The organism is Umezawaea sp. (assembly GCF_057122925.1).
Genome location: NZ_DBNGPQ010000124.1, coordinates 1 through 12,304, shown reverse-complemented (window position 1 = coordinate 12,304; position 12,304 = coordinate 1). Strand labels below are relative to the sequence as shown.

Here is a 12,304-nt window from a genome sequence, read left to right as displayed (position 1 = left end):
TCGTCCATCTCAGGGGAGGAGTCCTGCCGTGTCGATCGACGTTCAGCAGCCTCGGACCCACGATCTGGTCAGCAACGACGTGCGGATCGCCGGAGTGGCGGGTGGGGCCTTCGAGGCGTCGTTCAACTACCGGGTGCACGAGGGGCACGACGAGGTCGTCGGGGTGTTCACGGCCGGTGACGGGGTCGGGGGGCACGGGCAGTTCCAGGTGACCGTGGACGTGTCGGGGGCGGCCTTCCAGCTCGACCGGGTCTTCGTCGAGGTGTTCTGGACCTCGCCCGAAGACGGGTCGGAGGTCGACAAGGTGGTCGTGCCGGTCGTGCTGGGGCCGAAGGTCGTTCCCGGCTACCGGAACTACCTGGAGCACGTGGTGGAGCCGGGCGAGACGCTGTGGGCCATCTCGACGCGGCACTACGGGTCGGGGAACCTCTACCACCGGCTCGTGGCGGCGAACCCCGGCACGATCACGAACCCCGACGTGATCACGCCCGGCACCGTCATCCGGGTTCCCCTGGCCTGACGGGGCGCGGGCGGGCGTTGCCCAGGCGGATGCCGCTGAAGCCGAGGGTGCTGGTGGTGATCCTGTCCCACAGCGGCCACAGGTTGTCGAGGACGCGGAGGTGGATGCCCGCGTCCTCGTGCAGCCGGAGCAGGTCGCCCACGGGTTCCGCGGGCCCGAGCGGCACGACCGGTTCGGTGGCGACGTGGGCGTGGCCGCCGAACGGGGTGAAGGCGTCCGCCGGGAGGCGGTAGGCGTACAGGCGGGTGGTGCGCAGGGCGTCGAGCCAGCCGTACTCGATGGCGTGCAGGCGGGGAGCCCCTGGGCCGAGGAGGTGGTCGCCGTCGGCCGGGGTCGTGGTGGGTGTCGTCCAGGCCATCGCCCTGGGGCAGTCGCGCGGGAACCAGTAGTCGGGGCAGCGGGACGCGTCGACGGCCCAGACGTACGCGGTCCGCTGCTTCGCGGTCGCGGCCACGTGCGGGACGAAGCGGGTGATGGTGGGGTCCTCCGAGAAGTGCAGGACCTGCCCCGGTTCCGGCCTCACCGCTTCCTCGCCAACGTCAGCAGGTGGCTGGAGGCACCGAGCACGGTCGGGTCGTCCTCGGTGCGGCGCAACGCCCACATGAGGTAGTCGCGGCGGGTGTCGTCGGCGAGCGAGGCCTCCAGGTCGCGTTCGGACAGCATGCACGCCGGACCTTCGACGGCGACGGTGGACAGCACGTCCAGGCCCGCGGCGCGGGCTTCGGCGGCGGGCTCGTCGGGGCGGTGGAAGTAGGCGGTGGTGAACCACGTCGTGTCCGGCGGCGGGCGGTGCTCGCCGGTGTCGACGGCGCGGGCGACGACGGCGCGGTAGCGCTCGTCGAACGCGAACGGGCGGCGGACGCCGTCGAGCAGCGACGCGTAGCGGGTGATCACGGCGGCGGCGACCAGGCCGCCGGGGCGCACCACGCGGGCGGCCTCGCGCCAGGCGAGGAGGCGGTCGGCGGCGCTGGGCAGGTGGTAGAGCGGGCCGCACAGCAGGACCACGTCGTAGGCGTCGTCCGGCGCGCCGAGGGCACGGGCGTCGCCGAGGGTGGCGCGGACGCCGAAGAGCGAGCCCGCCTGCTGGACGTGCAGCGGGACGGGGTCGACGAGGTGGACGCGGTGGCCGTCGGCCGCGAGCCACTCGGCGTGCGCTCCGGGGCCGCCGCCGACGTCGAGGACCTTCGCCGGGGCGTGCGGCAGGTGGCGGCGCAGGACGTCCTGCGTGCGCAGGAGTTCCAGGAGTCCGCTGCCGGTGCACAGCCGGGTCTGCTCGGCGCCCTCGTCGTAGTGGGCGGCCACTTCCGGTGAGATCCCCATGCGTCGACGTTAGGACCGTCCGCAAGTGGGTTCGGGGGCGGCCAGGAGGCGGCCCCCGAACCACCGCCGGGTCAGGCCTTGACGGTCGCCGACTCCTCGCCCGCGGGCTTGGACTCGTCGTCGGTGTTGAGCGATTCGAGCAGCTCGTCCCGGTCCTTCGACTGCTCGGGCTTGAGCAGGCCGAACGCGATGTACAGGACCAGCGACACGAGCAGCGGCGTCGCGACCAGCACGCCCTTGGTGACGAACTCGGCCTTCTGGAGCTGTTCGACGTAGAGGAACGCCCAGACGCCGAGGCCGCCGACCACCGACGCCATCGCCGCGGACGGGCCGAACTTCCGGAACCACGGGAGCAGGCCGAGCATCAGCGGGATGGCGATCGGCCCCATCGTGGCGGCCACGAGGTCGACCACGACCTTGAGCACGAAACCCTGGCCGCCGGACGTGATCGCGATGATCATGCTCAGGCCGATGAAGAGGAACGTCGTGATCCTGGCCAGCTTCAGCTGGTTGTCCGCCGTCAGCCTGGTGATCCCCTTCCACAGCTTGGGCAGCATGTCCCTGGTGATGACCGCGGAGATCACGTTCGCGTCCGACGACACCATCGCCATGGTGTGCGAGAAGAAGCCCGCCAGCACCAGGCCGACCATGCCCGCGGGGAGCATCGCCTTGCCCATCTCGACGTACGCCTGCTCGGCGTTGGCCTCCATGCCCGGCACGATCAGCGGCGCCGCCCACATCGGGAAGAACAGGACGAGCGGCCACACGAGCCAGAGGCCCGCGGACAGCAGGGCGGAGCGCTTCGCGGCGGCACCGGACGGCGCGGCCATGTAGCGCTGCGCCAGGTTCCACATGCCGCCGTTGTACTCCAGCGTCTTGATCAGGAAGAGTGCCATGAAGAACGTGAACGTGTAGGGCCCGGACAGCGGGTCGCTGTGCGACTCGGGGAGCTCGTCCCAGATAGTCCACATGAAGTCGATGCCGCCGAGGTGGGCCGCGACCGCGACGAACATCGCGACGCCCGCGGCGCCCTGGATGATGAACTGGCCCATGTCGGTGAGCGCGTCGGCCCACAGGCCGCCCAGCACCGAGTAGACCATCGTGACGAGACCGATCAGCACGATGCCCCACGTGATGGGCACCCCGGCGAACCCGCGCAGCAGGATCGAGACGGCGGCCCACTTGGCCGCGATGTCGACGACCTTGAGTACGGCACCGCACCACGCCATCAGCTGCTGGGTCGGCACGTTGTAGCGCCGTGCCAGGTACTCCAGCGGTGAGGCGACGTTGTGCTTGGCGCGCAACCGGTTCCAGCGCCCGGCGAACAAGAACGCGCCGATCCCCACACCGATGCCGATGGTCAGCGACCACCAGATGTAGACCGTGAGGCCCAACCGGTACGCCTCGGCGGCGAACGCGACGAACATGACGGCGCTGTAGCCGGACATGTGGTGCGAGATGCCGGACAGCCACCACGGCATCCTGCCGCCCGCGGTGAAGAAGTCGGCGATGTTCTTGACCCGCCCGCGCGACCAAATACCGATGGCCACCATGACGAAGAAGTACCCAGCGACCACTACCCAGTCGAGGGTGCCCATGAGACCTCCTGGTGTGCACAGTGAGTGCGGCCCGTGCGGCTGAGCTGGGCGACACGGGCGGCGGTGCCCAGCTCATCCACACGGGTCATGTGACGTAGGTCTTACGAGGCTGTTGCGGCTCGCGGAAGGCCTTGACAAGGAACTGACTCACATTTGTGATCCTTGTTCACATATGTGAGCGTCGAGGACGCGGCGACACCTGATCGGCGGCGTTGACAAGGCGGAGCCGCCATCGCGGCGATACCGGCGGGATGCGCGGCGCGGCCAGGATGGCGAACCGTTGACCTGTCGACCGGGTCCGTCCTGATGGAGGCCGTTCTCGGGGATTCCGGACCGTGCTCGCCGACGGTCTCGCTCGCCACATCCGGGGCAATCCCCTTGCCGGGGTTACTGACAAGTAATACTCTGTTGTTACCGGTCAGTAGGGGACAGAGGGACAGGCCCCGCACCTTTCGGGAGTGAGTGACGAGATGGGCCACTACAAGAGCAACGTCAGGGACCTGGAGTTCAACCTCTTCGAGGTCTTCAACGTGCAGGACCACCTCGGCACGGGGCCGTTCGAGCAGGCCGACGAGGACACGGCGCGCGGGGTGCTGGCGGAGCTGAACAAGCTCGCCGTCGGGCCGCTGGCGGAGTCGTTCGTCGACTCCGACCGCAACCCCCCGGTCTTCGACCCCAAGACGCACTCCGCGACGCTGCCGGAGTCGTTCAAGAAGTCGTACCAGGCGCTGTGGGACGGCGAGTGGTACCGGCTGTCGCTGCCGGAGGAGCTCGGCGGCTTCGGCGTGCCCCCGACGGTGCAGTGGGCGGCGTCCGAGCTGATCCTGGGCGCGAACCCGGCCGCGTACATGTACATGGCGGGCCCGAGCTTCGCGTCGGTCGTCTACAACAACGGCACCGAAGAGCAGAAGAAGTGGGCCGAGATCTGCATCGAGCGCGGCTGGGGCGCGACGATGGTGCTGACCGAGCCGGACGCCGGTTCCGACGTCGGCGCCGGTCGCACGAAGGCCGTGCTCCAGGAGGACGGGTCGTGGCACGTCGACGGCGTGAAGCGGTTCATCACGTCGGCCGACCAGGACTTGACCGAGAACATCATGCACCTGGTGCTGGCGCGGCCCGAGGGCCCCGGCATCGAGGCGAAGCCCGGCACCAAGGGCCTGTCGCTGTTCCTGGTGCCGAAGTTCCACTTCGACGGCGAGACCGGTGAGCTGGGCGAGCGCAACGGCGCCTTCGTCACCAACGTCGAGCACAAGATGGGCCTGAAGGTCTCCACGACGTGCGAGCTGACGTTCGGCCAGCACGGCACGCCCGCCAAGGGCTGGCTGCTGGGCGAGGTGCACGACGGCATCGCGCAGATGTTCGAGGTCATCGAGTACGCGCGGATGATGGTCGGCACGAAGGCGATCGGCACGCTGTCGACGGGCTACCTGAACGCGCTGGCCTACGCCAAGGAGCGCGTGCAGAGCGCGGACCTGACGCGGATGACGGACAAGGCCGCGCCGCGCGTGGCGATCACGAACCACCCGGACGTCCGGCGCAGCCTGATGCTCCAGAAGTCCTACGCCGAGGGCCTGCGCGCGGTGTACCTGTACACGGCGACGTTCCAGGACCGGATCGCGCTGGGCGGCGAGGACAAGGCGCTGGCCGAGAAGGTCAACGACCTGCTGCTGCCGATCGTGAAGGGCGTCGGCTCCGAGCGGGCGTACGAGCAGCTCGCGCAGTCGTTGCAGACGCTCGGCGGGTCGGGCTTCCTCCAGGAGTACCCGATCGAGCAGTACATCCGGGACTCGAAGATCGACTCGCTGTACGAGGGCACGACGGCGATCCAGTCGCTGGACTTCTTCTTCCGCAAGATCATCCGGGACAAGGGCCAGGCGCTCGGGTTCATCAACGGCGAGATCCAGAAGTTCCTCGACAACGAGGGCGGCAACGGCCGCCTCAAGGAGGAGCGGGCGCTGCTCAAGCAGGGCCTCGAAGACCTCCAGGGCATGCTCGGCGCGATGGTCGGCTTCCTGACCACCTCGCAGGAGGACGTCCGCAACATCTACAAGGTCGGCCAGAGCTCGGTCCGCCTGCTGATGACCGCGGGCGACGTGCTGGTCGGCTGGCTGCTGCTGCGCCAGGCCGAGGTGGCGCTGGCGAAGCTCGCGGAACCGGTGTCCGCCAAGGACAAGTCGTTCTACGAGGGCAAGGTCGCGGTGGCGTCGTTCTTCGCCCGCAACGTCCTGCCCGAGCTGAGCGCCCGCCGCAAGATCACCGAGTCGACCGACAACTCGCTGATGGACGTGGCCGAGAGCGCGTTCTGACCTGATCGGCGACAGGGAGGCGCCCCGACCGGAACCGGTCGGGGCGCCTCCGTCTTCGTCAGGTCACTTGTGGGCGCGCGCGGCGGCGAAGCAGTAGACGCCGAAGCCGAAGAACCCCAGCGCGATCACGGCGAGCAGGAACACGCCGTACGGTTCGCCCGCGAGCGTGTGCAGCGCCTTGTCGAGGCCGCCGGACTGCTCGGGGTCCGCGTTGACGGCGGCGATCCCGACCAGCAGGCCGATGATCGCGTACGCCAGGCCCTTGCCGATCCAGCCGATGCGGCCGGTGCGCTCGACGAACTTGCGCGACCCGCCGGGCAGCTCACCCATGTTGAGGTCTTCCTCGAAGCTCCTCTTGACGCCCTTGCGGATCACGATGAACGCGATCACCAGGACGCCGATCGCGACCGCCCCGACGAGGAACTGCCCGGCGGGCAGGGCGAGCACCTGCGCGGTCAGCTCCTGCTGCTGCTGGCTGGAGTCACCGCCGCCGGAGCCGGAGGCGTACTTGATCGCGGCGAACCCGAGGATCACGCCGGTGATGGCGCGCGAGGCGGCGCCGATGCGCTTGCCGACGCGCTTGCGCTTCTTGCCGATCCACGTGTAGCCGATGGCGGCTTCCAGGAGCTGCCACAGGGCGAAGGCGAACAGCCCGATGGCCGTCACCCACAGGAGGAACGGCCCGTAGGACGTCGCGGCGATCTGCCCGAGCGCGCCCTTCTGGTCGGCCTGCTCACCACCGTCGCCGAACACGACCTGGGCCGTGATGAAGGCCAGGAGCACGTACAGGATCCCGTAGAAAACCATGCCGACCCGGCCCGCGACCTGGACGACCGGGTTCTCGTTGACCTCGCGTGCTGTGCGTTGTGCTGTACCCACGGCGGGCTCCAATCACTCGGACGAGTGATACCCATCCAACGCCCCCTTCACACACGAAAGCCCGCCCGGTGGCACCGGACGGGCTTCCGCGGAAGCGGGGTCAGCTACCCGGAGGCTTCTCCTCCTTGGGACCGCACACGATCGTCGGCGACGCGTCGTACTTGACCGTCTGGTTCTCCCGGCGGATCTCGTTGCCCGCCAGGTCCTTGATGATCCTGGTGTCGGTGACCGTGAAGCCGGGGGCACCGGTGCCCGCCGCGCACGGCTGGGTCTCCTTGTGGATCGTCTGCGGGTCCGTGAAGTTCGTCTTCTCGCCGGTCACGCCCTCGACCTGGAAGCGCTTGGTGCCCCAGAGGACGACCTTCAGCGTCGACGGCGTCCAGATGGTCTGGATGGCCACGCCGGTCTCGGCGTCGTTGGTGAACTTCAGGTCGATGACGCTGGAGCCGTCCGGGTTCTCGAACACGGTGGCCTCGCGGCCCGCCGGGTACCGGGAGATCCAGTAGCTGTGCGGCTGGTGGCCCGCGTCCTTCATGCCCGCGTAGTACGACGCGTTGTACAGCGTCGTGGCGAACTGCGAGATGCCACCGCCGACCGCGCGGCCGGGGGCGCCGTTGTTGATGATACCCGCCTCGACGTAGCCCTGCGCCGCCGCGCGCTGGCCGGTGAAGCCGTTGAGGCTGAACGTCTCGCCGGGCTTGACGATGGCGCCGTTCACCTTGGCCGCGACGACCTTGATGTTCGTGCCGGAGTCGGCCGCGAAGCCACCGGTCTCGAAGGAGCCGATGACCTCCTTGATGCCCAGCTTGTTCGCCGCCTCGGTGGTGACCTTGGCGGGCGTCTTCTTGTACTCGGCCTTGATCTCCCGCTGGTCGGCACGTTTCAGCACGTCCAAGCCGGTGACGAGGCTCTTCTCCCAGTCGACGGAGAGGCCGTCGACGGACTCCTTGACCACGGGTGCGCCGCTGTCGAAGACGATCTCGGCGTCCTTGCCCTCCTTCTCGGTCTCCTTGAGCTGGGGACCGGCGGCCTCGGCGAACTTGGTGCCGTCGATCCTCGCGTTGAGGGCACCGCCGTCGGCGGGCTCGAAGACGAGGACCGAGGCGAGCTGCTCCGGCGTGAGGGTCGCGTCCTTGCCCTCGCCCTTGACCAGGACCGGGGAGGCGACCGCGGGCTTCGCGACCTCGTTCAGCGCCTTCTCGACGCCTTCCCTGGTGGTCTTGACCGGGGTCGTCGTCACGGGCAGCTCGACCTGGCCCTCGGCCCAGTCGGCGAGCACGACGGCGGACGCCTTGTCGGCTTCGAGCTTCTGGCCCTGCTTCGGGTCGACGGCCTTGGGCGTGGCGCCCTCGAACACGATCGTGCCCTCGACGGGGTCGTGGTCGGTCGTGGCGCGCATGGCCTCCAGCGCGGCGGTCAGCTTCGCCTGGTCGCTCGACGTCGCGAATCCGACCTCGCGGGAGGTGAAGAACGAGGTCACGCGGGTGAACGGCGACAGGGGCTGGCTGCCCGCGCGGTCGATCGTGGAGGACCAGTCGAGCGTCAGACCGGCGGCCTTCGGGTCGATCTCGGTCTCGACGTCACCGGCCTTCGCCTTGAACGGCAGGCTCAGGCGCGGCTCGATCTGCTGGCGCAGCTTGGCCTCGGCCTCGCCGTGGCTCAGCCCGCCGACCTCGACACCGGCGACCGTCACACCGCGCGGCACGTTGCCGCTGGAGACCAGGATGTCCAGGCCGTACAGGGCGACGAGCACACCGGCAGCCGCGCCCGCGATGATGCCGATCTTGCGCAGGCGCTTCTTGCGGGCCGCCTCGGCGGCCTCGGGGTCGCCGTCCTCCGGCTGCTCGACCATCACCGGGCCGTGGACCGCGGTGGTCCCGTCCGCGGGCGTGGCCGGACCGTAGAACGACGACGGCGGCTCGGCGCGCGGAGGCGGCGTGGGCGCGCCGAGGAACGAGGTCGCCTCGGCCGTCGGGCCCGGCGTGCTGACGAACGAGGTCGCCTCCGCCGTCGGGCTCGACGCGCCGGGGAACGTCTCCACGGGCGGGCCGGGCGGCGGGGGCGGCGGGGTGTTCAGGAACGACGTCGCCTCGGCCTGGGGCGTGGGCGGGACGAACGGCGGCGGGGGCGGCGGCATGGTGCGCACCGTCGGGGAGGCCGCGAACTCGGCCTCGCCGTCGGGCTCGTGCTCGGGCCAGCCAGTGTTCTGCGACGCCTGGAGCGAGTCCGCGGAGAACTTCGCCGTCTGCTCCGACGCGGTCTCCCGCGGCCGGACGGGCTCGATCGCCATCGTCCGCTCCGCCTCGTGCTCGGGCCGCTGCTTGTCCGGCACCGCGCCCCCTTCTGGCTCGTCAAAGGTCGTCTAGCGAGTGGTTACCGGAACGCCATCACGCGGTGATCACGTTCGGGGGGTGTCACAGGTAAAGACCGGTCCCCTGATCGGTCTGCTCGGTCGCGGTCGCGTGCACGTCCCGCTCCCTCATGACCAGGTAGGTCTGCCCGTGCACCTCGACTTCGAGCTGGTCGTCCGGGTTGAACAGCACCCGGTCGCCGACCTTCACGTGGCGCACGTGGGTGCCGATGCCGTGGACGTCACCCCAGGAGAGGCGCTTGGCCATCTGCGCCGTGGACGGGATCACGATGCCCCCGCTGCTGCGGCGCTCCCCGTCCTCGGGCGAGATCCGCACCAAGACGCGGTCGTGCAGCATCTGGATCTCGAGCTTGACATCAGCCACTCGCAGAGTCTACGTGCCAGAGCCAGGGGGCTGGACCAGGTGTCCACCCCTAGATGTCGTCGAGACCGCCCATCATCAGCGGCAGCCGGTCCGGACCACCGGCCGTGACGCGGACGGGCACGCCCCAGTCCTGGCGCGTGAGCCGGCAGACCGGGTGTTCCACCGAGGGGTCATCAGTGCAGCTCGCGGCCTGTGCGACGACGTGCAGCACGCCCTCGCCGATGCCCTCGGCGATCCGCAGGGTGCGGGTCAGGTCGGTCGTCACGCCCGCTCCGCCGAGGAGCAATTCCGGTGGCGAACTCGTGATCTCCAGTCGCGTGGAGGGACCATACCTTTCGTCCAGTTTCGTCCCCTTTGCCGGGGTGAAGACGACCGCCAGCTCCAGCTCGCCCGTCCCGATCTCCGACGGCGGCCTGCGCACCCTGTGCGCCTGCCCCGACACCAGTTCCGCCGCCACGCCGGGCGAGACCGGTCGGTCCAGCCGGTGCGCGGCCGACGCCACGACGACCAGCTCGCCGTCCACGAGCACCGCTCCGGACGGCTCGGCGATGCCGGTGGCCAGCGTCGACACCTCGTCGGTGCTCGGGTCGTAGCGCCGCAGGGCGCCGTTGTAGGTGTCCGCGACCGCGACGCTGCCGTCCGGGAGCACGGTCACACCGAGCGGGTGCTGGAGCAGCGCCTGGTCGGCCGCGCCGTCGCGGTGGCCGAAGTCGAACAGCCCCTTGCCGACGGCCGTGTGGACCGTGCGGTCCGCGTCGAGCCAGCGCAGCGCGGAGGTCTCGGAGTCGACCAGCCACAGCCTGTCCCCGTCGGCGGCCAGCCCGGAGGTCTGGGCGAAGAACGCCTCCAGCGCCGGACCGTCGCTCAGCCCCTCGACGGTGGTGCCCGCCAGCCGGCTGAGCCGCCCGGCGACCGGGTCGAACAGGCCGAGGGTGTGGTTGCCCGCCATCGCGATGGCGACGCCGTTCGCGGGCGCCCACCACTCGACGTCCCACGGGCTGGTCAGCTCGATCTCGGAGGCGGGCCCGTCGGTGTCGCCGCCGCGCCACTGCTCGCCCGTGCCCGCCACCGTCGTGACCTCGCCGGTGGTGAGGTTCAGGCCGCGCAGCAGGTGGTTGACGGTGTCCGCGACGACCACGTCGTAGCCGACCCGGTCCGCGACCTCCGGCGGCAGCACGGCCAGGCCCGCGGGCTCGGAGAACGTGGGGTCCTGCCCGTCCCGACGACCGCGCTCCCCGGTGCCGAAGCCGCGGACGACGGTCTCGCCGTCGGCCTCCAGCTCCACCACGCGGTGGTGCGCCGAGTCGGCCACGAGCAGCGTGCCCGCGGGCGTGAGGACCGCCTTCGAGGGGAACCGCAACTCGGTCCCGGCGGGCTCCGGCGCCACGTACGGCCCGTCGCCGCGGTGCAGCGCGCCCTTCGCCCCGTGCTCCGCCACCAGCTCGGTGATGACCTGCCGCAACGCGTCCACGTGCCCCTCACCAGCGGCGACGTGCACCACGTAGCCCTCGGGGTCCACCACGACCAGCGTCGGCCACGCCTTCACGGCGTACGCCTGCCAGGTCACCAGCTCCGGGTCGTCCAGCACCGGGTGGTGCACCTCGTAGCGCTCCACGGCGGCGGCCAGCGCCTCCGGGTCGGCCTCGTGCACGAACTTCGGCGAGTGCACCCCGATGGTCACCAGGACGTCGTCGAACTCGGCCTCCAGCGGGCGCAGCTCGTCGAGGACGTGCAGGCAGTTGATGCAGCAGAACGTCCAGAAGTCCAGGAGCACGATCTTGCCGCGGAGGTCCGCGAGCCGGACGTCCCCGCCGCCGGTGTTCAGCCAGCCGCGGCCGACCAGTTCGGGGGCGCGGACACGGGCACGGCGGCGATGAGCGGTGGTCACGACGGAAGTCAACAACAAGCCGCCGGGCGGCTGTTCCGGGGTCCACCATGTGGACGGTCCGACCGTACCGGTCGAGCGATGATTGCCACCGTGGCACTCAAGACCGACTACACGCTGAAGTCGCTGCTCCTCGAACTGCACGAACTGGCGTCCCCCGAGATCGCGCCGCACTTCATGGACGCGCTCGACCTGATGGCCGACCGGAGCCCCTACCGGGGAGGAAAGCGCCTTTTCGAGCTGCTGGAGTTCATCGAGAGGGAGGCACGCCAGGCCAGGGACGCGACGAGCGAGGAAGGTGCGCAGGACGCCATCGCCTACATGACGGGCCGACTGCTGGAACGCGACCTGACGATGAAGCACGACCTGTACGGCGGCTCGGGCCAGATGCGTGAAACACAGATGATCCAGACCTGGTTGAGCGGCATCAACGAGTTCGTCCGGCAGGAAGTGGACGGACTCCTCGTCGATGACCCCGCTGCCGCCGTCGCCGACATCCGCGCCCACTTCGACCGGGCGGGCCGGCGCGCGGTGCGGTTCGTGAGGGCCAGACGAGCTGGACACTACGGCGCGTTCCGAGGCTCGTCCGGCACCTTCGCCTGGATGGTCGACGTCATGGTCGACCGACTCGAGTTCCACGCCGACACGACCACCGACCACCGGGTCGGGGCGCTGCTCGCGGCACCCGACGCGGAACTCCTGATCGCGGCGGCTCAGTTGAGGCTGAGACGCACGCACCTGGACGAACTCCACGCCGCGGTCGAGAACCCGTTCACCAAGGAATCCGGATTGCAGCGGCTGGTGGAACGCGCGGCATGGTTGTTCGGAGGCGAGTACAGCGAGGTCTCCGAGATCAGGAGGCTCACGTCCGGCACCGAGGTCGACCTGGCGCTGCTGCGGCCGGACGGGGTGCTGCACGTCGTCGAACTCAAGAGGGCGAACACGCGGTCGGTGAAGCTGCACCGAGGCGTTCCGATCACGACCGACGAGGTGAACCGAGCGGTCGCCCAGGTCGCGAACTACCTGTGCTCGTTCGACGAGAACCGGGCCGCGATCCTGGA

The 12,304-nt window shown here is 70.0% G+C and carries 10 protein-coding genes; 3 read left to right on the top strand and 7 right to left on the bottom strand.

Annotation, left to right across the window (positions count from 1 at the left end; all coding sequences use genetic code 11):
* Positions 1-28: 28 nt before the first annotated feature.
* A complete protein-coding gene (locus tag AC156L_RS27905; RefSeq protein WP_484407400.1) occupies positions 29-520 on the top strand; it encodes a Gmad2 immunoglobulin-like domain-containing protein in 492 nt (163 codons plus the stop codon).
* On the opposite strand, the gene AC156L_RS27900 is transcribed toward AC156L_RS27905, so the two are convergent.
* The 3 genes from AC156L_RS27900 to AC156L_RS27890 form a co-directional block, all read right to left on the bottom strand.
* Complete coding sequence (locus AC156L_RS27900) at positions 498-1,043, bottom strand: DUF6886 family protein (protein ID WP_484407398.1); 546 nt, start codon at positions 1,041-1,043, stop codon at positions 498-500. The genes AC156L_RS27905 and AC156L_RS27900 overlap by 23 nt on opposite strands.
* Positions 1,040-1,840: a class I SAM-dependent methyltransferase gene (locus AC156L_RS27895; protein WP_484407397.1), complete on the bottom strand. Its 801-nt coding sequence runs from the start codon at positions 1,838-1,840 to the stop codon at positions 1,040-1,042. Before AC156L_RS27895 ends, AC156L_RS27900 begins: the two co-directional genes overlap by 4 nt.
* A 71-nt stretch (positions 1,841-1,911) precedes the next feature.
* Positions 1,912-3,438, bottom strand: coding sequence for a sodium:solute symporter family protein (locus tag AC156L_RS27890; protein ID WP_484407396.1), 1,527 nt, complete (start codon positions 3,436-3,438; stop codon positions 1,912-1,914).
* 470 nt (positions 3,439-3,908) lie between these two features.
* Between AC156L_RS27890 and AC156L_RS27885 the strand changes: the two genes are divergently transcribed.
* The gene (locus AC156L_RS27885) at positions 3,909-5,744 is read left to right on the top strand and encodes an acyl-CoA dehydrogenase (protein WP_484407412.1); all 1,836 of its coding nucleotides are present in this window, start codon (positions 3,909-3,911) and stop codon (positions 5,742-5,744) included.
* Positions 5,745-5,807: 63 nt separating this feature from the next.
* On the opposite strand, the gene AC156L_RS27880 is transcribed toward AC156L_RS27885, so the two are convergent.
* From AC156L_RS27880 to AC156L_RS27865, 4 genes are all read right to left on the bottom strand, one after another.
* Positions 5,808-6,623 (bottom strand): DUF1206 domain-containing protein, encoded by an 816-nt coding sequence (locus AC156L_RS27880; protein WP_484407395.1) that lies wholly within the window; start codon positions 6,621-6,623, stop codon positions 5,808-5,810.
* A gap of 100 nt (positions 6,624-6,723) precedes the next feature.
* Positions 6,724-8,475 (bottom strand): VanW family protein, encoded by a 1,752-nt coding sequence (locus AC156L_RS27875; RefSeq protein WP_484407411.1) that lies wholly within the window; start codon positions 8,473-8,475, stop codon positions 6,724-6,726.
* Between the two features lie 562 nt (positions 8,476-9,037).
* Positions 9,038-9,358, bottom strand: coding sequence for a GroES family chaperonin (locus AC156L_RS27870; protein ID WP_259626260.1), 321 nt, complete (start codon positions 9,356-9,358; stop codon positions 9,038-9,040).
* A 49-nt stretch (positions 9,359-9,407) separates the two neighbouring features.
* Positions 9,408-11,246 carry an NHL domain-containing thioredoxin family protein gene (locus tag AC156L_RS27865; RefSeq protein ID WP_484407393.1) on the bottom strand — a complete coding sequence of 613 codons (1,839 nt, stop codon included), beginning with the start codon at positions 11,244-11,246 and terminating at the stop codon, positions 9,408-9,410.
* On the opposite strand from AC156L_RS27865, the gene AC156L_RS27860 reads away from it, so the two are divergent.
* On the top strand, positions 11,232-12,304 hold a 1,073-nt coding region (locus tag AC156L_RS27860), incomplete at its 3' end, for a Shedu anti-phage system protein SduA domain-containing protein (protein WP_484407392.1). The two genes, AC156L_RS27865 and AC156L_RS27860, sit on opposite strands and share 15 nt — an antisense overlap.

Bases quoted from the DNA above. Each gene is read 5' to 3' on its own strand.
- AC156L_RS27895 (WP_484407397.1), bottom strand. From the start codon at position 1,840: ATGGGGATCTCACCGGAAGTGGCCGCCCACTACGACGAGGGCGCCGAG.
- AC156L_RS27875 (WP_484407411.1), bottom strand. From the start codon at position 8,475: ATGGTCGAGCAGCCGGAGGACGGCGACCCCGAGGCCGCCGAGGCGGCC.
- AC156L_RS27890 (WP_484407396.1), bottom strand. From the start codon at position 3,438: ATGGGCACCCTCGACTGGGTAGTGGTCGCTGGGTACTTCTTCGTCATG.
- AC156L_RS27885 (WP_484407412.1), top strand. From the start codon at position 3,909: ATGGGCCACTACAAGAGCAACGTCAGGGACCTGGAGTTCAACCTCTTC.